Raw genomic sequence first — 19,823 nt, 5'->3', positions numbered from 1 at the left:
AACCCCTCTCATTTAGAGGGGTTTTTTGTTATAATAATTAAAACAAAAGAAGGTGAAAATTTGGAACAAGAAAAAAGATCTAGAGCAGGATTAGTTGTCTGGCTCTATACCACAAAGTATATCAATAAATTAAAACGATATGGACTCGTTCATTTTGTATCAAAAAATATGAATTATGCTATTATTTATGTCGACCGTGAGCAAGCAGAAACAATGGCTAGTACTATATCCAAACAACACTTTGTAAGAAAGGTTGAAAAATCATACCGTTGTGATATGCCAGATACATTCGATGGCGTATTGGATGAGGTAAGAGCTTTATCTAAAGAGGATGAAGAGGATAGTTTAATAAAAAGTATTTTCAATTAATGATGAAGGATGAAAATGTATGAGAATTATATCAGGGGAATATGGTGGAAGAAAGCTTAAAACGATATCAGGGCTAAACACACGTCCAACATCAGATAAAGTTAAAGAGTCTTTATTTCATATGATTGGTCCTTACTTTGAGGAGGGGCATGTATTAGATCTATACTCAGGAAGCGGGGCACTAGGAATAGAGGCTGTATCAAGAGGTATGGATTTAGCTTATCTTGTGGATAATAATTATCAATCTGTCAAGACAATCAATGAAAACATCGAAATAACTAAACAGCCTCAAAAATTTATTGTCTGGAAAGAAAAAGATGGCATTGCTCTAGAAAGATTGAGACAGGCAGAGGAAACTTTTGACCTCGTATTTCTTGATCCGCCTTATGGTAAAATTGATTTGGAAAAAACATTATCAAAACTAATAGGCTATAAATTATTAAAAGAACAGTCAATTATTGTATGTGAAATAGACAAAGAGGATACTATAACGCTTCAAGATGATTCTCTAGAATTAATAAAAGATAAAATATACGGGACCACACGGGTTATTGTTTTTGAGAAGGTGACACGCTAATGAAAAGAGCATTGTTTGCTGGAAGTTTTGATCCATTAACTTATGGACATTTAGACATAATTGAGCGAGCATCAAAGTTAACAGATGAATTAATTATCGTGGTAAGTGCAAGCACGAAAAAGACGTACTTGTTTACTGATCAAGAGCGCCTAGAAATGATTAATAACAGTTTAAAGGATAGAGGAATCGTAAATTGTCAAGCTATTGTTTATGATGGGTTGACAGTTGAAGTGGCAAGGAATTATGATGTTGACATATTAATCCGAGCCATTCGCTCAGTTAAAGATTTCGAGTATGAACGAGATATCGCCAATTTAAACGCAATCCAGGATGAAAAAATAGAAACACTATGTTTTTTCTCTGAACCAAAATATCAACATATTAGTTCTACCATGGTGAAAGAGATTGCTTACTATGGAGGAAACGTCGGACAACTTATTCCACCTTATGTAGAAAAAAACTTAAAAAAAGCGATGAAACAGGGTGACGTTTAAAATGAATAAAAAACGTTTTATCCTTAAAGCCATTCTTTCAGGTCTCATAGTTTATTTACTGTTTTTATTACCGATTCCATATTTTGTCGAGAGACCCGGAAGTGCTGTAGTAATCAATGATAAAGTTCTAGTGGATGGAGAAACTGATGAGACTGGGAGTCAATATATGTTGACGACTGTAGAAATGTTTCAAGCGACGCCATTCTCATCACTTTTCCAGTTTCTACCCTATCACTCTATCGTAAGCGAAGATGAATTGTTAGGAAAATATGATGATTATGACGAATATCGAAAACTCCAAAATTATTATATGAATTACTCGATCGATACTGCCAAATCTGCAGCCTTTAATGCAGCAGATTTAACGTATAATATTGATTATGAAGGTGTTTATGTCATGTCAGTGTCAGAAGATTCCGATTTCTATGATAGGTTAGAAATGGGGGATAGTATTACACAAATTAACGACAGAACATTTAAAAACACTGATGAATTTATAGACTATGTAAGTACTCAATCTGTAGATGATACAGTTACCCTTACAATTAGTAGAGGAGATAAAATAGAGGAGATAAGTGGTGATCTCACCAAGATTGAAGAAACTGGGAAACCAGGCATAGGAATTACTTTGGTTACACAATCCTCAGTCACTACTTCTCCTAAGGTATCAATAGATGCTGGGAGCATTGGAGGTCCTTCTGCTGGGCTTATGTTCTCACTTCAGATTTATAGAATGCTTGTTGAAGACTTTGATACTGACTTAACTGTCGCAGGTACAGGTACAATCGCTGAGAACGGAGACGTTGGACGTATTGGTGGTATAGATAAGAAAATTGTGGCTGCAGATGAAGAAGGAGCTGAAATTTTCTTCGCACCGGATGATGAAATCGATGAACAAATATTGGGACAATATCCTGATTTAAAATCTAATTATGAAACAGCACTTGAAACAGCTGAGGATATAGATACTGATATGGAAATTGTTCCTGTTAAAAATATTGATGATGCTCTTTTATATTTAAACCAATTAAAATAAATGACATAAAAAAGACGGGGAATACATATTCCCCGTCTTTTTTATGTTTATAGTAATTTTCTCATAATTAAAAGAAATATAGTGAGATTTTATTTCTTTGGTTAATATTATTAATAAGAAGGAAAAGGGGGCCTCTAATATAATATGAACCAGATAAAATATTTCAAAGAAATAAGTTTGGGGGTATTGTTTTTTAGCGTTCTACTCATTCTTTATTTTAGTTTCCTGAAAAATTCTGAGAATACTGATCACATGGATGATGTTGTAACGTTGGAAACATTGGTTGAGGATGGTGCAGAAGATGGTGTAAAAGAAAAACAGAATGATATTGAAAACAAATTGGATATTGAAGAAGCCCCATCCATATCATCAGAAGTCGTCATAGATATTAAAGGGGCTGTAAAAAAACCGGGTGTTTTTTCTCTTGAAACCACTGAGCGAGTCATTGATGCAGTCGATGCAGCTGGAGGAGTTTTAGAGAATGCTGATACAAAACATATAAATTTTGCTCAAATGTTAGAGGATGAGATGTATATTTATATACCAGAAATTGGAGAAGAAATATCACAAACGGTTGATTTAGAAACGAAGAATCAGATTAAAGGGGAAATGATTAATATTAATCATGCTGATGAGAATGACTTCGCTACGCTAGATGGTATAGGACCAAGTAAGGCCGCAGCAATTATCGATTATAGAGATGAGAATGGCTCCTTTAAAACGATTGAAGATTTATTAAATGTAACTGGGATAGGGGAAAAAACCTTTGATAAAATAAAAGAACGGTTGAAAGTCAATTAAATAAAAGGTTCTTCAGCTTTTTAAGAAAGGTGGTTTCTAGATGTTTTTAGTTAAACAAACTAGCAAACAGTCTGATATTTTTGAAATCTTGGGCATTTTAGAGAAATGATATCAGGAAAACTTATTTTTCCAGCTCTTACCTTATTAGCTTTTGTAGCGATCATGTTAAATGGTTTAACGCCCATAGTTCCTTTAATACTAGCATTGGCTGTGCATCGATTAGTCATACAAAAGGATTCTAGCTTGCTAGTGATAACCATGTTAGTCATTCTAGTCTTGGGATTAAGATACATTTATTTTTTACCAAAGGAAACGTCACTAGACCTAACAGAAAATGAAGAAATTTATTTAATTGTTAAAGAAACAAGTTGGAAGGTGGATGGAAATAAACTAACATTGGAGGGAATAGCACATCAAAATAGAGCGAATGAGGAAGTAAAGGTTGTCTATCGTATAAAGAATCAAGAAGAAAAAGAACAGTTAAATGAACGTATACCAGAGGCCATTAGTGTTAAGGGGTTGGCAAAAATACCTGAAGGGCCATCTAATTTTAGTCAGTTTGATTATCCAATGTACTTAAAGAGCAAAAATATTTTTTGTGTTTTAGAGGCGACTGAGCTTGTTACCCTAGAAAATAATAAAAAGGAAAAACCACTTATTTATGTACTAGATTCATTGAGACAGAGAGTGCTGTCTCACATTGATCGTACAATGACCTCTCAATCGAGTGTCTACGCAAAAACACTTTTGTTTGCTGATAAACGTACATTTAAAAGTGATATAATGGATTCTTATAAGGAGCTCGGAATCATACATCTTTTAAGCATTTCCGGACTTCATGTATCCTTTTTAATTAGTTTAATTCGTTATCTATTGCTAATAATGAGAGTCAGTAAGGATTCAGTTGATACAGCCCTACTCTTTGGTTTGCCATTTTATGGTATTGTAACAGGATTTGGCATAAGTGTATCCAGAGCCTTAGGACAAGTGTGGTTCAAACTTTTTCTAAAAAAATTATCTTTTTCAATGACAGCATTGGATAGCTGGTCGTCTATGCTTATTATCACACTTCTGATTCAACCTTACAGTCTATACACAATAAGCTTCCAATTAAGTTACCTCATTAGTTTTATTATTATTATGTTTTCAGGCCATCCACTGTTTGAAAGGCTTACAAAGATACAAGCTTATGTCATTATGAATGGCTTATTACTTTTAAGTTCCATACCTATATTGAGTTATCACTTTTATGGTTTTTCCTGGGGAGTACTCCTGTTAAATAGTGTTTTTATACCTTTGGTAGCTAGTTTATTGCTTCCTTTATTGCTAATCATCTTCGTTTTCTCTTTATTGATGCCTCATTCACAACTATATCATTTTATGTTATATGTAACTGATAAACTTATTCAGTTTATAGAATTAATAGCCATCAAGACCTCATCCAATCTAAATTTTAATATTATTACTGGGAGATTATCTCCACTGTTTTATTGTTTCCTTGTTATATTTATAATGTTATTATTTATAGTGCTTGAAAAAAATCGATTCAAGAAATATATTATTTTCCCTCTTTTGGGTATACTTGTTTGTATATATTCGGTCAGATATTCTCCTTTTGGGCAGGTTTTATTAATCGATGTTGGGCAAGGGGAAGCCATCCTCATAAAAGAACCTTGGGGGAAAGGAAATTATCTAATAGATACAGGTGGTCAAATAGCGTTTAAAACAGAAGTATGGGAAGAAAGAGAGAGAAAGTTTAACGTAGGTGAAAGGATTGTTTTACCTGTGTTAAAATCTGAGGGCGTGCATAAGTTGGAATCATTGATAATTACGCATGCTGATATTGATCATTATGGGGGCATGCTAGGTATAATAGATCAATTACCAACTAAATATGTTATATCCTCAAGAGAAACATTCATGGAAGAAAACTTTCAGTCATTGTTTCCTTCTATTGAAAGTTATGGCACAATAATAAAAGAAGTAGTCGAAGATAGTGATAAGTATCTTCCAACAAACACATATCCTCTTCTTTTTAAAGGAAAAAGTAAAAGCGTGTCAAAAAACAATAATTCCTTAGTGTTGTATGGTTTAATTGGTGAAAAAACGTGGCTTTTTACAGGAGATTTAGAAGTAGATGGGGAAAAATCATTACTGATAAAGTATCCAAATATGTCAGTGGATATATTAAAAGTAGCCCATCACGGCAGTCATACATCAACTCATGATGCTTTGTTGGAACAAATTAATCCAGAAACAGCACTAATTTCTTCAGGTGAATCTAATAGACATGGGCATCCACATGATAGTGTCGTTAAAAAGCTAATAGATCATGAGATATCAATCTATAGAACTGATACCAATGGAGCAGTTAAATATAGATACTCTAATGGGTCGCCTATTGTTAATATAAACAATTATCTATTTTCTTTCAAATATGTAGGAAAGCAAAGAGGAGAATAAAATGAATAATGTAACAAAACAAATAAACCAAATTAAAAACGGACAAATAAAACCCCTATACACAGTTAATGGTACTGAAAGAATCCTCATCGATGAAGTAGTAACTTCTTTAACTAAAGCTTTTCAAAGAAAACAAGATGATGAGATGAATATCATCCACTTTGACCTCAAAGATTCTAGTATAGATGATGTAATATATGAAGCTGAGAGTTTATCCTTTTTTGGTGGTCAAAAACTTATATTTGTGCACTCAAGTTACATATTTTCTGGCAAAAAAGTAACGACAACATTTAAACATAATACTGCTTTACTCGAGAAATATTTAAAGGATCCATCAGAATTTACTGTACTTGTTTTTTTAGTTCCCTATGATAAGTTAGATAAGCGAAAAAAGATCACAAAAGCCTTATTAAAATCAGCAGAAATACTTGATGTATCTCCTACTTCAGATAAAGATACAGCTATTTATCTAAAAAAATATTTTCAAGAACTCGGATATACGATGTCCGTAGAGTCATTTGAGCGACTTTTACAACTTACAGACAGAAACTTATCAAAAGCCAAAAATGAACTAGATAAGTTGATGGTATATCATACTGAAGATAAAAATATAACCATAGAATCTATTGATAAATTAGTTTCTAAATCCTTGGAACAAAATGTGTTCGAATTAAATGAAAGAGTATTGAAGAAGAATGTTAAGCAATCAATCGAACTTTATCAAGATCTTCTTCATCAAAAAGAAGACCCTATAAAGATGCTTGCATTGATGATTGGTCAGTTTAGGTTACTATTGCAAGTGAAAATCCTGAAGAAAAAGGGCTATCAGCAAGCTGATATAGCGGGCATCCTAAAAATACACCCTTATCGCGTGAAATTGGCTCTTCAAACTGAAAAGCGTTTTAAGCAAACCACGCTATCAAGTGCTCATAGATACTTGATAAATGCTGATTATAAAATAAAGAGTGGTAAGATGGATCCGAAAATCCAAATCGAACTTTTTATATGGAAGTTTTCTTCAATGTCAGAATAAACTAGCAACATACAAAAGTTTTCATTGAAAATGTAGACCAACTGGTGTAAAATGGTGAGTGTTGAACTAATCAACTCATAATGGTTTAAAGTTGTACTGTTTAAAAGCAGACATCATTGAAATTTAACTATATGTTTACTAAATAAGGAGTGTTTTACAATGCCAAATATAGAACAAACAATTAAACGTCAAAGACAAGACGTGAAAAAAAGAGAAAACAATCAAGGCCAAGTCACATCAATGAGATCAGCTAAGAAAAAATTTCTAGCAGCTGTTGATACGGATGCTGACAACAAACAAGAATTATACGAAGGTGCTGTAAAAGCGATTGATAGAGCTGCATCTAGAGGTTTAATTCACGAAAACAAAGCAGCACGTGACAAATCTCGTTTAAGTAAGAAACTAGCCAAATAATTGAAACAAGCAAAAAAGTATTCTCAAAAGACTCTAGGTCTTTGAGAATACTTTTTTTATGATAAACTAGTAGCGACGAGTATCTAAATGAGGAGTGCTAGAATGGTTGAACAGAAATTTAATTTAAAATCGCTATATAAACCCAGTGGTGATCAGCCGGAAGCAATTAAAGAGCTGGTGAAGGGGATTCGTGACGAACAGAAAGAGCAAGTTCTTCTAGGAGCAACAGGTACTGGGAAAACATTTACGATGTCAAATGTTATTCAGCAAGTAAATAAACCAACACTTGTAATGGCACATAATAAAACATTAGCTGGACAACTTTATACCGAATTTAAAGAATTCTTTCCAGATAACGCTGTAGAGTATTTTGTTAGTTATTATGATTATTATCAACCGGAGGCTTACGTTCCATCAACAGATACCTTTATTGAAAAAGATGCAAGCGTCAATGATGAAATTGATAAGCTACGACATTCAGCCACCAGTGCTTTGCTCGAAAGGCGAGATGTTATTGTTGTGTCGTCTGTTTCATGTATATATGGTTTAGTAAACCCAAAAGATTATGCTGAGCATGTATTGTCATTACGTTCAGGTATGGAAATCAGCCGAGAGGATTTATTACGACGACTTGTGGAAATGCAATTTGAAAGAAACGATATAGATTTTCAACGCGGGCGATTTAGAGTGCGTGGCGATATCGTTGAGGTTTTTCTAGCTTCAAGGGAAAGTGAAGCCATTCGTGTTGAATTCTTTGGTGATGAAATAGATAGGATAAGAGAAGTGGATGTTTTGACTGGAGAAGTGAAATCAGACCTGGCTCACGCTGCAATATTTCCTGCGACTCACTTTGTTGCTAACGATGAGCAAACGCGTTCCGCTATTGAATCCATACAACTTGAATTAAAAGAACGACTTGAAGAGCTACACAAAGAGAACAAGTTGTTGGAAGCCCAACGCCTTGAACAGCGAACGAATTATGATATCGAAATGATGATGGAGATGGGGTACTGCTCTGGAATAGAAAACTATTCAAGGCATTTAGATGGTAGAAAACCTGGGGAAGCGCCTTATACATTGCTTGACTTCTTCCCGGAAGATTCTTTGTTTATAATTGATGAATCTCACATGACCATGCCTCAAATAAGGGGGATGTACAAAGGGGATAGAGCGCGTAAAGAACGATTGGTTGAACATGGCTTCAGGCTGCCTAGTGCACTTGATAATAGACCCTTGAGATTAGAAGAATATGAAGAGCGTGTCCCTCAAATCACATATATCTCAGCGACACCTGCTGACTACGAAAAGAATCGATCGAGTCAAATCGTGGAACAGATTATCCGGCCTACGGGATTACTGGACCCTGTAGTAGAAGTGAGACCAATAAAGGGACAAATTGATGACATCATAGAAGAGATTAATAAGCGTATTGAAAAAAATGAACGGGTATTTATTACAACCTTAACCAAGAAAATGTCAGAGGATCTGACTGACTATCTTAAAGAAGTAGGTATAAAAGTTCAGTATTTGCACAGTGATGTAAAAACACTGGAGCGAACAGAGATTATACGTGACCTAAGAGTGGGTAAGTTTGATGTTTTGATCGGTATCAACCTTTTAAGAGAAGGTCTAGACGTACCGGAAGTCTCTCTTGTCACCATTTTAGATGCCGATAAAGAGGGCTTTCTAAGAAGTTCCCGCGCATTAATTCAAACGATGGGACGTGCGGCTCGAAATGAAAATGGTAAGGTTATAATGTATGCAGATCGTATAACTGATTCAATGAGAAACGCTATAGATGAAACAGAAAGACGTCGTGCAATTCAAGAGGAGTATAACCAAGAACATGGAATAACACCGACGACTATCAAAAAAGAGGTAAGGGATCTTATTAAAATATCAACAGATGTTGATGAGGAAGAGAAGAACTTATCTGAAGAAACAATTAAGAAATTATCTCAAAGAGAACGCATGGAGCTTATTGAAACAATTGAGCTAGAAATGAAAGAAGCTGCCAAAGATCTTAACTTTGAAAAAGCAGCAGACTTAAGAGACGTTGTCATGGAGTTGAAAACAAAATACAAGAAATAAATCAGATTGAATTTTGCTTGTACTTTATAACAAGGTCGTTAAATCCCTTGATTTCTAATTGATATTAGTGTATTCTTTAGAGTGTGCGAAACGCACAGACCTTTACTTGGTTTGTCGCATCACCAGCGCTTACTCAGTAACAGGATTCATATTAAGGAAAGAGGTGGAAAAAATGGCAGTTTCAAAAGAAAGAAAAACAGAAATCATCAATGAGTACGCTCGTCATGAGGGAGACACTGGTTCTCCTGAGGTACAAATTGCAGTATTAACAGCTGAAATCAATGAATTGAATGAGCATGCAAAAACGCATAAAAAAGATTTTCATTCAATGCGTGGACTAATGAAAAAAATTGGTCACCGTCGTAACCTGTTGGCTTATTTACGTAACAAAGATATTACACGTTACCGTGAGTTAATCCAAAGTTTAGGTTTACGTCGTTAATTATTATGATAAAAACAAAGCGAGATTCCATGGAATCTCGCTTTATTTATAAAAAAGAACAGGATGCCTTTTACACTACTAACCAAACGTGATGAGTCTGATGTGTCAGAAGAATGACGTTTGTTTAGTAGGATGGCTTCCTGTAAAAATAAGGAGAGAAATGAATGACTGAAAAAAAAGTTTTTACAACTGAAATTGGTGGACGTAAATTAACAGTCGAAATAGGAAAAATGGCAAAACAGGCTAATGGTGCAGTTCTCGTTCGCTATGAAGATACTGTGGTCCTAACTGCTGCTGTTGCAAGTAAAAAAGCAAGCACTCTGCCATTCTTCCCACTTATGGTAAATTATGAAGAAAAAATGTATTCTGTTGGGAAAATACCTGGAGGATTTATCAAGAGAGAGGGGAGACCGTCTGAAAATGCAACCTTGACCGCTCGCCTAATCGATAGACCTATCCGTCCAATGTTTGCTGAAGGATTCCGTAATGAAGTACAGGTTATGAACACTGTATTATCTGTGAACCCTGATAATTCTCCCGAGATGACAGCAATGTTTGGATCTTCACTGGCATTATGTGTATCTGATATACCTTTTAACGGACCTATTGCAGGAGTAAACGTTGGTCGTATAAATGGTGAATTCATTCTTAATCCGTCTGAAGAAGAGATAAAAGAATCAGATATAGAATTGACTGTCGCTGGAACAAAAGATGCGATTAATATGGTTGAAAGTGGCGCTGATCAGGTTGCTGAAGAAGATATGCTTGAAGCTTTACTATTCGGTCACGAAGCAATTAAAGATCTTGTTGCTTTCCAAGAAGAAATTAAAGAGGCTGTTGGCAAGGAAAAAATGGACGTGACATTACTCATACCAAACCAAGATTTGAAAAATCAAATTGTTAGTGAACACAATGACAAGATGAAAAAAGCAATTCAAACGTTTGACAAGCAAGAACGAGCTGAAAAAATTGAAGAACTCAAAAATGAAATTGTAGAAACTTATGAAAATGAATATACGGATGCTCCGGATTATGAATCAGTCATTAAAGATGTAAAAGCTATCATTGATGGAATGGAAAAAGATGAAGTTCGCCGTTTAATCACTGAAAAAAATATGCGTCCGGACGGTCGAAAAGTTGATGAAATTAGATCACTTGATTCAGAGGTAACACTCTTGCCTCGTGTTCACGGATCTGGTTTATTTACTAGAGGGCAAACGCAAGCATTGTCAGTTGCAACGCTAGCTCCACTTACCGAACACCAACATATAGATGGACTAAGTAGTGAAGACAGTAAACGATTTATGCACCACTATAACTTCCCGAATTATTCTGTTGGAGAGACGGGTCCAGTGAGGGGCCCAGGCCGACGTGAAATTGGTCACGGTGCTCTAGGCGAACGTGCCTTGCTTCCAATTATTCCAAATGAAGAAGATTTCCCATACACAATAAGATTAGTTGCTGAAGTACTTGAGTCAAATGGGTCTTCATCTCAAGCAAGTATTTGTGCAGGAACTCTTGCGCTTATGGATGCAGGTGTTCCAATTAAAGCCCCAGTTGGTGGTATTGCTATGGGACTTGTTATGGAAAATGACAATTATACCGTTTTAACAGATATTCAAGGGCTAGAGGATCATCTAGGCGACATGGACTTTAAAGTGGCAGGAACACGTCAAGGTATTACTGCTTTACAAATGGATATTAAAATTGAAGGTATCACAAAAGAGATACTCGAAGAAGCTCTAGTGCAAGCGAAAAAAGCTAGACTGGAAATTCTTGATAATTTAGAAGCGACAATTGACCAACCACGTACTGAATTAAGTCAATATGCACCTAAAATAGAGTCGATAAAAGTTAAACCTGCTCAGATTAAAGTTGTTATCGGTAAAGGCGGAGAAACGATTAATAGTATTATTGACGAAACAGGTGTTAAAATTGATATCGATGATGAAGGTAATGTATCGATTTATGGTCACGACGCTGACGGAATAAAACGAGCTATTGAAATAATCGAAGAATTAACAGAAGAAGTTGAAGTAGGCAAAACATATACAGGTACTGTTAAACGTATTGAAAACTTTGGTGCCTTTGTAGAAATTATCAAGGGAACCGACGGCTTAGTACATGTATCTGAATTGTCAGATACGTACATCAAAAATGTTTCAGATGTCATTTCCTTAGGTGATAAGATTGATGTTAAGGTAACTGAAATTGATAATCGTGGTAGAGTGAATTTATCTCGAAAAGCTGTATTAAAAGAAAAAGAAGAACAATAAAATATATCTAAATAACAAAAAGCATGTCTTTCTTATTAGAGAGACACGCTTTTTGTTTTTATAATTAGATTAATATGAAGTATGATGTAGCAGAAGACATTAGTGAATGCTTTTTATATTAATTGAAAGAAGGGGTTGTGAACGTGAAGAAGGTATTTGATAATAAGCTGAATACAATAAAATGGTTAGGTATATTCACGATGACAATCGATCATATAGGGTTCTTCTTACTACCTGAGTTAATATTTTTGCGAATCATTGGACGTATTGCATTTCCATGTTTTTTATATAGCACAATAGAAGGAACAAAGAAAACGAGTCATTACGTCCATTACATATCCCGGCTTTTCCTTTTGGGCTTGCTCTCTATACCGGTCACTACTAATGCAATAAATGTCCTGTTTTTACTCGGCCTATTTTCCTTATCAATTAAATATAAAAGATTCGCACCTATATTTGGATTGTTAAGTGTGTTTGCTGAGTATAGTATTTATGGCTTTTTGCTTGGGTGGTGTATTTACTGGCTTAAAGAATATAACTGGAAACAAGGAACAGTCTTTTTCTTAATCACACAGCTTTTGACAGGGGTATCCATCCAATTTTTTTCTCTGTTACCGCTACCTTTATTTATTACAGATAAGGGATTTAATTTACCTAAATTACCACGATACTTTTTTTATTTTTATTATCCACTGCACCAATTAGCTTTAATAATAATTGCAATGAGAATATATTAACTATCAGGAGGAGATGCATTAAATATAAGTTTTATCTCCACGGATTGATATATTACTAGAACTAATAGCTTTTATTTCACCAGTATCATGGAAAGTTACAACGAGATTTCCGAATGCATCGATTGTGTTGACTGTAGCTTTTCTACTATGATCGTCAATAGTGATCCAAAAATCTTTATCTAACAAAATTGATTTATCTCGACACATTGATATAAACGGTTCAGTATCGTCTGAAAGAAGGTATTGTGTATAATCATGCTCAAAGTAAGTAAGAAATTTACCTACAAGCTCATTTGGATCGCACGCTGCTTTGGACTCTATTTTAATAGAAGAAGCTTTATCTAAAAGCTCTGTAGGTATATCTTTCTTCTTTAGATTAGTATTAAGTCCAATACCAATAACGATCCCTGAAAGCGAATTGTTTTTGAATTCAGTTTCTATTAAGATTCCAGCTATCTTTTTCTGATTCAAGATAATATCATTTGGCCACTTAACTTTTACACCACTAATAGAATGTAATGCCTTTAAAAGTGATGCGGCTGTTAGTTGAGTAAGAAGAGGAATTTTTTCAAAGTCAATATCAGGCTTGATGACTACTGACATAGAGAGACTTCCTCCCATAGGGGATGACCAGTTGCGTCCCAAACGTCCTTTCCCAGATGTTTGCTCGTGGGCTAGAATAACTGTGCCATTATCCAGTTTATCAAGATTGTTTTTTGCATAGGTGTTTGTGGAGACTAAAGAAGGATATAAGTACAAAGATTTTCCTATATTATTCGTCTGCAACTGCTTGTTTATTGCTGATAGAGAAAGTATCGGATGCATCAAATGATAACTTTGTCTTTCTTTAATAATCGGATAATTTGTAAACATTAGCTCTTTTAGAATGGATTCTACATTATTTTTGTTGGTATCAAGCTCCATAGCTAAGGCTGTAATTGTTATTGTCTTAGGGTATAAAGCATTCAGTATATCAATAATAGATTCTTTTGCATTCAACTGATATGTGCTCCTTAATATTTTATAGGCGAAGATTAAAGATTAAAGTAAGGCTTTGTTTATATTTTATCAGAATAATAGGATGGTTTGGTACTAAAAGCAAAACTTTTAAAATGAAAATCATATGTGACCATCGTTCTTTAAAGTTCAATAAAGATTAACTGATATAGTCTCAGAGTATGAAAATGATTTTATATATGCTATACTTTAAATACGATTGTTAACGGACGGGTATTACATAGGTGAAAAAAACTATAAAAAATTATAAGCTGAAAAGCTTTTAAAGGTGGAAAGAATATTGAGTAATATAAAAATTATTCCTCTTGGAGGAGTAAGAGAAAACGGAAAAAATTTATATGTTATCGAGTCTGGGGAGGAAATCTTCGTCCTTGATTGTGGTTTAATATATCCTGAGGATGAACTTTTTGGTATTGACGCTGTCATCCCGGATTTTAGTTACTTGGAAGAAAATAAAAATAGAATCGCAGGAGTCTTTTTAACTCATGGTCATGAAGATGCTATCGGTGCATTACCTTACTTTTTAGACAAGTTTGAAGTCCCGGTCTTTGGTTCAGAGCTAACAATCGAATTGGCTAAGTTGTTCGTGAATAGTTCAAGCTTAAAACCTTCTTTTGATGATTATCATGTTATAGATGAAAAAACAGAAATTGACTTCAATGGTACGTTAGTTAAGTTTTTCAGAACGACTCATACGATTCCAGATTCAATGGGTATTGCAGTTCATACTGAAGAAGGAAATATTGTTTACACTGGTAACTTTAAATTTGATCAAAGTGCACAGGATATGTATAGAACAGACTTATCTCAAATTGCTGAACTAGGAAATGAGGGTGTTTTAGCTTTACTTAGTGATTCAGGTGAAGCTGAAAGTCCTCATGAAAACGTATCTGAGAAAAAAGTTCAAGAAGAAGTGCTAGACACATTTAAAAATACTGATAGTAGAATAATAGTTGCTGCTGTAGCAAGTAATATCCTGCGTATACAACAGGTATTGAATGCTGCTTATGAGTCTGACCGTAAAGTATTTATAACAGGTAAAAATCTCGAGGCTATATTGGAAAGTGCTATGAAATTAAACAAATTGACCTTGCCGGATGACAATCTAATTGTTCCAGTCGACAAAATCGACAAATATGATGACAATCGTATTTTAGTTCTAGAAACAGGGGCAGCTGGTGAACCAATTAAAACACTTAACCGTATGGCAGTTGGCAGTCATCCTCAGGTTAACATCAAAGAGGGCGATTTAATCTTTATCGCTACAAGTCCTTCGACTGCGATGGAAGTCATGGTGGCTGAAACTGAAAACTTAATTTATCGAGCAGGAGCTACTGTTAAACAAATTTCAGATAACCTAAAAGCTTCAGGGCATGCAACACCAAATGAACTTCAATTAATGATTAATTTGTTACATCCAACATATTTTATTCCTATTCAAGGAGAATATCGGATGCTCGCAGCTCATGCTGATTTAGCAAATGAAACAGGTATTCCTTATCAGAATATCTTCATCTTAAGCAATGGGGATGTTGTAAGTTATTCTAAGGGTAAAATGAAACAAAGTGGACAGGTTTCTGCTGACAATACTTTAATTGATGGTATTGGAATTGGAGATATTGGAAATATTGTTTTACGTGATAGACGTTTACTTTCAGAAGACGGAATATTTGTTGCTGTGGTGACAATAGATCGTAAAAAACAAAAGATTGTTTCGAATCCACATATTGTGACCAGAGGTTTTGTGTTTGTCAAAGAAAGTCAAGAATTGATTGATAAATCTTCTGAAATAGTTAAAGAGGTTGTTATGAAGAATCTTAAACATAATGATTTTGATTGGGGATCAATCAAGCATGATATTAGGGAAGCTTTAAATAGTCACTTATTCAAAAAAACTAAGAGACGTCCTATAATACTTCCTGTCATTATGGAAGTAAATCAAAATAGACGTTTTCATAAATAAGTAAATTAAATAATTATACTGTACTAGGGGAGTCAATGATATTGACTGAGAGTGAACTTTTAGTTTAGACCCTTTGAACCTGTACGTTGATACGTGCGTAGGAAGAGTACTTATTGTGAGTATGAGAGGTATCTGAGTATTTTTGCTCAAGTATGTCTGAAATCTCCTCCTAGTTCAGTGAAAAAACTATGGAGGAGATTTTTTTATGCAAAATAACAAATTACGTATTTATTTAGAAGGTACATTATTCGCTTCAATAGCAATGGTACTGTCATTTATTCCAACAGGTATTGGGTCATCATTTAATGTGTCATTAGGTATGATTCCCCTCTCCTTTTATGCTATAAGACGAGGCTTAGGTCCCGGGTTATATGCTGGTTTCATATGGGGATTACTCCATTTTGTAACAGGATCTGTCTATATGCTTAATTTTTATCAAGTCATAATAGAGTATACTTTAGCCTATGCGTTTGTAGGAGTGGCAGGCTTTTATAGTAAAGAAATATTAAGGAATATGACATTAAATAATCAAAAGACTGTCCAGTTCTATATCTTTTCTGCTGTATTTATAGGATCCTTAGGGCGCTATTTCTGGCATTTTATTGCGGGATGGATATTCTGGGGAGACTATGCATTATGGGGAATGAGTGCTCCGATTTTTTCACTCGTCATGAATGGCCTAAGTATGTTAGCTACAGCTTTTGTGACAATTGTTGTGATGTTTCTTTTATATAGAAATTCACCATTGATTTTTCAACCAAAAAAATAATAAAAGAATAGACCTTCGTTATTTCTAGACAGAGTGCATAGAATTAATGTACACTAGAGGAAATGCAGTTTTCAGAAGGAGCCATATATGAATATTATTTCTACGATTTTTGGGATTGTTATTTTTCTTAACTCGATTTTAGCAATCTTTACCGTATTCCGTGAAAAAGAAAGAGATATTGCGGCGATATGGGCATGGTTATTGGTTATTATTATGCTTCCAGGGTTTGGTTATATCATTTATATGTTTTTAGGACGAAAGATTTCAAAGGAAAAAATATTTAATATTCGTTCCCAAGAACGTATTGGTATGGAAGAATTAGTTGAATCACAGAAAGAACTTATTGAATCAGAGAATCTTGATGTCCCCGAGTCAAACTATCAAGATAAAACATTTGAACTCATTCAATTATTTTTGAATGGGAATGAGTCAGTTTTAACAAAAGGAAATAAGGTAAAGCTTATTCACGATGGCAAAGATAAATTTAATCAATTACTTGATGATATAAGCAAAGCAAAAGATCATATACATGTGACTTATTATATTTTTAGAGGCGACGATATTGGAACAAAACTTGTTAAAGCTCTAGAAGAAAGAGCAAAACAAGGAGTAGAGGTGAATGTGCTCTATGATCCTGTGGGAGCGAGAGTACTAGGTAAACATTTTTTTGATACATTACGAAAATATGGTGGCCAAGCCGAGCCCTTTTTCGGATCTCGTTTTTTTCTAATAAACCTTAGACTAAATTATAGAAATCATAGAAAAATTGTGGTCATTGATGGAAAAATTGGTTATACAGGCGGCTTTAACGTTGGGGATGATTATCTCGGCCTATATGAAAAAATGGGCTATTGGCGCGATACGCACTTGAGAATCGAGGGGAATGGCGTCAAGGCTTTACAGACACGTTTTTTAATGGATTGGAATGCTTCCGCTAAAAAAGAAACAATTGAATATGATAATCACTATTTCCCGTTTACTGGATTGATAGGTGATACAGATATGCAAATTGTATCAAGTGGTCCTGATAATGAAATGCATGCAATAAAAAAAGGGTTTATCAAAATGATTAGTATGGCTAAGGAATCTGTTTATATCCAAACGCCTTATTTTATACCTGATGAAGCACTCATAGAAACATTAAAAATAGCCATTATGTCCGGAATAGATGTCAAGCTTATGATACCCAATAAACCAGATCACCCATTTATATATAGAGCAACATTGAGCTATGCATCTGAGCTTGTCGATTATGGAGCAGAAGTTTATATTTATGATAATGGTTTCTTGCATTCAAAAACAATCGTTATAGATGAAGAAATTGTATCAGTAGGGACAGCTAACTTTGATATTAGAAGTTTCAAACTAAATTTTGAAGTAAATGCCTTCCTATATGATAGACAACTGGCGAAAGAACAAGTTAAGCTTTACAAAAAAGACATAACAGTATCATATTTACTCACTGAGGAAATTATCAACAATTATTCTAAATGGGAACTGTTTAAGCAGCAATTCAGTCGCTTATTTTCTCCGATACTGTAAATATACAACTCTATAAAAAAAGAACGCTGAAGAATGTAGACTAGGCAAAAAATAATTAGTCTTACGTTCTTCAGCGTATTTATTTTCGTTTGTGTAATCGTCTAATGTGTCTGATTTCTCGAGCGTTTATTAGGTAAGTAATTGTTTTTTGATCTGACTCAACTATAACTTGTGTTGATTTAGGCGAAAAGGAAACTGTTCCCTTAAACTCCCAAATTGTATCCGATTGGGAAGTAGGATTCACTTGAATTACAATAGGAAACTTTCCTTTGACTGCTTGCTTTAAGAACATTGAAATCTGTTCTTTAGGCATCTGTGGTTGGACATTTGTTATAGCAGGAAACAAAGTACCGTATCCTTTTTTCAAGTAATGAACGATTGAATGTTTGTTTTCAGCTTGTCTATTCATAATTATCCTCTCCCGAACGTATGTTACCTATATTATATCTTGCGAACATACATTCGTCAATAGAATATATTTAATCAGACAATTTATTTCTATTTATATCAGAAATGAGTATAATAAACTATAAAGGGAGGGGTTATTAACTATGAGCTACCAAATTATTACTGATTCATGTAGTGATTTACCATTAGAATTAGTTGATGCATATAAGTTGGATGTATTCAATTTTACTATTAGAATTGGAGATGAAGAGTTAATTGACGATATGGGTAAAAGCTTTGATAAACAAGCTTTTTTTCTACGTCTTAAAAATGGAGAGACAGCTTCAACTTCTCAAATCAACATGCATGCCTACTTAGAAAAGTTTAAAGCTTATGTTGAGAAAGGTATTCCTATTATTTACCTAGCTTTTTCTTCCGCTCTAACAGGCTCATTTAATTCAGCCATACAAGCGAAGAAAATGCTAGAAAGAGATTACGGAGAAGTAGATATAGATATTATAGATACAAAGGCCGCGAGTTTAGGTCAAGGATTACTAGTATATGAAGCTGTTCAAAAGAAGAAGGAAGGCTACAGTAAAAGTGAACTACGTGAGTGGGTAGAACAGAACAAATTGAATTATCATTCTTTTGTAACCGTTGAGGATATTAAACACCTTCATCGAGGGGGAAGAATATCATCGACAGCTGCAGCCGTAGGATCTTTACTCAATGTTAAGCCAATTCTCGTTATGGATACTGAAGGGAAACTTGTACCTATAGCTAAATTAAGAGGAAAGAAGAAGTCTATAAACTATTTAGTTAATCAAACAATTAAGCATCTAGTTAATCCAGAAGAGCATTCGATTTTTATAGGTCACGTCGGTGTGCCAGATGAGGCAGAATTAATTAGAAATAAAATTTCTGAACGTGTTAATCCAAAAGAGATACACATTTCAAGTTACGGCCCTACCATAGCATCCCATACTGGCTTCGGATCGATTTCTGTTTTTAGTTATGGAGAAAAAAGAAAGGATTGATCTTCCAATCTGTTTCGTTTTTTATTTACGCTATAGAGTCTATGTGTAAAATTAATGTCGGAACAGAAAAATATCGGTCTGGACAAAAAGAAAGAAGACCCTTAATCTAGAGATAACGACAACGCTAGAGAAAGAGGTCTTCTTATGAATAAAATTATATCAAAAATCATCAAAATATTAAAGGAACAAGACACATTACTCGAAGCTGAATTAGCTTTAGAAATACTTTTCCAACAGATTGTCCAAGAACTACTCTGTGCAGCTTTTAAACAAATTGATTTAGAATTGATCCAAGAGTATAAAGATCAAGGCTACGAAATAGATAGTATCCAAAAACGTACCATTCAATGGACATTTGGAGTGATTGAATTCAGC

General features: G+C 34.3%; 18 protein-coding genes, 1 pseudogene and 1 riboswitch. Of the genes and pseudogenes, 17 read left to right on the top strand and 2 right to left on the bottom strand.

Features of this window, described 5'->3' with window-relative positions; all coding sequences use genetic code 11:
• Nucleotides 1–60: 60 nt before the first annotated feature.
• The 12 genes from BMX83_RS06525 (at nucleotide 61) to BMX83_RS06470 (ending at nucleotide 12,733) form a co-directional block, all read left to right on the top strand.
• Complete coding sequence (locus BMX83_RS06525) at nucleotides 61–369, top strand: YlbG family protein (RefSeq protein ID WP_245746642.1); 309 nt, start codon at nucleotides 61–63, stop codon at nucleotides 367–369.
• A gap of 19 nt (nucleotides 370–388) precedes the next feature.
• Nucleotides 389–946 (top strand): 16S rRNA (guanine(966)-N(2))-methyltransferase RsmD, encoded by a 558-nt coding sequence (gene rsmD, locus BMX83_RS06520; RefSeq protein ID WP_091634966.1) that lies wholly within the window; start codon nucleotides 389–391, stop codon nucleotides 944–946.
• Nucleotides 946–1,440 carry a pantetheine-phosphate adenylyltransferase gene (gene coaD / locus BMX83_RS06515; RefSeq protein WP_091634965.1) on the top strand — a complete coding sequence of 165 codons (495 nt, stop codon included), beginning with the start codon at nucleotides 946–948 and terminating at the stop codon, nucleotides 1,438–1,440. Before rsmD ends, coaD begins: the two co-directional genes overlap by 1 nt.
• A gap of 1 nt (nucleotide 1,441) precedes the next feature.
• The gene (locus BMX83_RS06510) at nucleotides 1,442–2,476 is read left to right on the top strand and encodes a SepM family pheromone-processing serine protease (RefSeq protein ID WP_091634962.1); all 1,035 of its coding nucleotides are present in this window, start codon (nucleotides 1,442–1,444) and stop codon (nucleotides 2,474–2,476) included.
• Nucleotides 2,477–2,620: 144 nt separating this feature from the next.
• Nucleotides 2,621–3,277 carry a helix-hairpin-helix domain-containing protein gene (locus tag BMX83_RS06505; protein WP_091634960.1) on the top strand — a complete coding sequence of 219 codons (657 nt, stop codon included), beginning with the start codon at nucleotides 2,621–2,623 and terminating at the stop codon, nucleotides 3,275–3,277.
• Between the two features lie 105 nt (nucleotides 3,278–3,382).
• Complete coding sequence (locus BMX83_RS06500) at nucleotides 3,383–5,740, top strand: DNA internalization-related competence protein ComEC/Rec2 (protein WP_091634957.1); 2,358 nt, start codon at nucleotides 3,383–3,385, stop codon at nucleotides 5,738–5,740.
• A gap of 1 nt (nucleotide 5,741) precedes the next feature.
• Complete coding sequence (gene holA, locus BMX83_RS06495) at nucleotides 5,742–6,773, top strand: DNA polymerase III subunit delta (protein WP_091634954.1); 1,032 nt, start codon at nucleotides 5,742–5,744, stop codon at nucleotides 6,771–6,773.
• A gap of 159 nt (nucleotides 6,774–6,932) precedes the next feature.
• The gene (rpsT, locus tag BMX83_RS06490; protein WP_091634951.1) at nucleotides 6,933–7,187 is read left to right on the top strand and encodes a 30S ribosomal protein S20; all 255 of its coding nucleotides are present in this window, start codon (nucleotides 6,933–6,935) and stop codon (nucleotides 7,185–7,187) included.
• A gap of 102 nt (nucleotides 7,188–7,289) precedes the next feature.
• Nucleotides 7,290–9,278 (top strand): excinuclease ABC subunit UvrB, encoded by a 1,989-nt coding sequence (gene uvrB, locus BMX83_RS06485; protein WP_091634949.1) that lies wholly within the window; start codon nucleotides 7,290–7,292, stop codon nucleotides 9,276–9,278.
• A gap of 172 nt (nucleotides 9,279–9,450) precedes the next feature.
• Nucleotides 9,451–9,720, top strand: coding sequence for a 30S ribosomal protein S15 (gene rpsO / locus BMX83_RS06480; RefSeq protein WP_091634946.1), 270 nt, complete (start codon nucleotides 9,451–9,453; stop codon nucleotides 9,718–9,720).
• 164 nt (nucleotides 9,721–9,884) lie between these two features.
• The gene (pnp, locus tag BMX83_RS06475) at nucleotides 9,885–11,996 is read left to right on the top strand and encodes a polyribonucleotide nucleotidyltransferase (protein ID WP_091634943.1); all 2,112 of its coding nucleotides are present in this window, start codon (nucleotides 9,885–9,887) and stop codon (nucleotides 11,994–11,996) included.
• Between the two features lie 143 nt (nucleotides 11,997–12,139).
• Entirely contained in the window at nucleotides 12,140–12,733 is a 594-nt protein-coding gene (locus BMX83_RS06470) for a TraX family protein (RefSeq protein ID WP_091634941.1), read from the top strand.
• A gap of 18 nt (nucleotides 12,734–12,751) precedes the next feature.
• On the opposite strand, the gene BMX83_RS06465 is transcribed toward BMX83_RS06470, so the two are convergent.
• Nucleotides 12,752–13,732: a biotin--[acetyl-CoA-carboxylase] ligase gene (locus BMX83_RS06465; RefSeq protein ID WP_091634938.1), complete on the bottom strand. Its 981-nt coding sequence runs from the start codon at nucleotides 13,730–13,732 to the stop codon at nucleotides 12,752–12,754.
• A 298-nt stretch (nucleotides 13,733–14,030) separates the two neighbouring features.
• On the opposite strand from BMX83_RS06465, the gene BMX83_RS06460 reads away from it, so the two are divergent.
• The 3 genes from BMX83_RS06460 to cls all read left to right on the top strand — a co-directional run bounded on the left by BMX83_RS06460 (nucleotide 14,031) and on the right by cls (nucleotide 18,024).
• Nucleotides 14,031–15,713, top strand: a complete 1,683-nt coding sequence (locus BMX83_RS06460; protein ID WP_091634936.1) for a ribonuclease J — start codon at nucleotides 14,031–14,033, stop codon at nucleotides 15,711–15,713.
• A 15-nt stretch (nucleotides 15,714–15,728) separates the two neighbouring features.
• A riboswitch (TPP riboswitch) is annotated at nucleotides 15,729–15,835 on the top strand.
• Between the two features lie 83 nt (nucleotides 15,836–15,918).
• Nucleotides 15,919–16,482 carry an energy-coupled thiamine transporter ThiT gene (gene thiT, locus BMX83_RS06455; protein WP_091634935.1) on the top strand — a complete coding sequence of 188 codons (564 nt, stop codon included), beginning with the start codon at nucleotides 15,919–15,921 and terminating at the stop codon, nucleotides 16,480–16,482.
• Between the two features lie 87 nt (nucleotides 16,483–16,569).
• Nucleotides 16,570–18,024: a cardiolipin synthase gene (cls, locus tag BMX83_RS06450; protein WP_091634933.1), complete on the top strand. Its 1,455-nt coding sequence runs from the start codon at nucleotides 16,570–16,572 to the stop codon at nucleotides 18,022–18,024.
• Between the two features lie 79 nt (nucleotides 18,025–18,103).
• Here the strand turns inward: cls and BMX83_RS06445 are convergent, their stop codons facing one another.
• Nucleotides 18,104–18,433 carry a hypothetical protein gene (locus tag BMX83_RS06445; RefSeq protein WP_091634930.1) on the bottom strand — a complete coding sequence of 110 codons (330 nt, stop codon included), beginning with the start codon at nucleotides 18,431–18,433 and terminating at the stop codon, nucleotides 18,104–18,106.
• A gap of 142 nt (nucleotides 18,434–18,575) precedes the next feature.
• Between BMX83_RS06445 and BMX83_RS06440 the strand changes: the two genes are divergently transcribed.
• Both BMX83_RS06440 and BMX83_RS06435 read left to right on the top strand, forming a co-directional pair.
• Nucleotides 18,576–19,448, top strand: a complete 873-nt coding sequence (locus tag BMX83_RS06440) for a DegV family protein (protein ID WP_091634927.1) — start codon at nucleotides 18,576–18,578, stop codon at nucleotides 19,446–19,448.
• A gap of 144 nt (nucleotides 19,449–19,592) precedes the next feature.
• Nucleotides 19,593–19,823 (top strand): annotated as a pseudogene (locus tag BMX83_RS06435) (hypothetical protein); the annotation flags it as partial.

It is taken from the genome of Alkalibacterium gilvum (assembly GCF_900109085.1).
Taxonomy (GTDB): domain Bacteria; phylum Bacillota; class Bacilli; order Lactobacillales; family Carnobacteriaceae_A; genus Alkalibacterium; species Alkalibacterium gilvum.
Note: the sequence above shows the minus strand (reverse complement) of the source record. Positions and strands in the feature narration are given on the sequence as shown.

Excerpts from the sequence above, each read along its gene's own strand:
- BMX83_RS06440 (WP_091634927.1), top strand. The coding sequence starts at position 18,576 with ATGAGCTACCAAATTATTACTGATTCATGTAGTGATTTACCATTAGAA.
- BMX83_RS06500 (WP_091634957.1), top strand. The coding sequence starts at position 3,383 with ATGATATCAGGAAAACTTATTTTTCCAGCTCTTACCTTATTAGCTTTT.
- BMX83_RS06510 (WP_091634962.1), top strand. The coding sequence starts at position 1,442 with ATGAATAAAAAACGTTTTATCCTTAAAGCCATTCTTTCAGGTCTCATA.
- thiT (WP_091634935.1), top strand. The coding sequence starts at position 15,919 with ATGCAAAATAACAAATTACGTATTTATTTAGAAGGTACATTATTCGCT.
- uvrB (WP_091634949.1), top strand. The coding sequence starts at position 7,290 with ATGGTTGAACAGAAATTTAATTTAAAATCGCTATATAAACCCAGTGGT.
- coaD (WP_091634965.1), top strand. The coding sequence starts at position 946 with ATGAAAAGAGCATTGTTTGCTGGAAGTTTTGATCCATTAACTTATGGA.
- rsmD (WP_091634966.1), top strand. The coding sequence starts at position 389 with ATGAGAATTATATCAGGGGAATATGGTGGAAGAAAGCTTAAAACGATA.
- rpsT (WP_091634951.1), top strand. The coding sequence starts at position 6,933 with ATGCCAAATATAGAACAAACAATTAAACGTCAAAGACAAGACGTGAAA.
- BMX83_RS06505 (WP_091634960.1), top strand. The coding sequence starts at position 2,621 with ATGAACCAGATAAAATATTTCAAAGAAATAAGTTTGGGGGTATTGTTT.
- BMX83_RS06445 (WP_091634930.1), bottom strand. The coding sequence starts at position 18,433 with ATGAATAGACAAGCTGAAAACAAACATTCAATCGTTCATTACTTGAAA.
- holA (WP_091634954.1), top strand. The coding sequence starts at position 5,742 with ATGAATAATGTAACAAAACAAATAAACCAAATTAAAAACGGACAAATA.
- rpsO (WP_091634946.1), top strand. The coding sequence starts at position 9,451 with ATGGCAGTTTCAAAAGAAAGAAAAACAGAAATCATCAATGAGTACGCT.
- pnp (WP_091634943.1), top strand. The coding sequence starts at position 9,885 with ATGACTGAAAAAAAAGTTTTTACAACTGAAATTGGTGGACGTAAATTA.
- cls (WP_091634933.1), top strand. The coding sequence starts at position 16,570 with ATGAATATTATTTCTACGATTTTTGGGATTGTTATTTTTCTTAACTCG.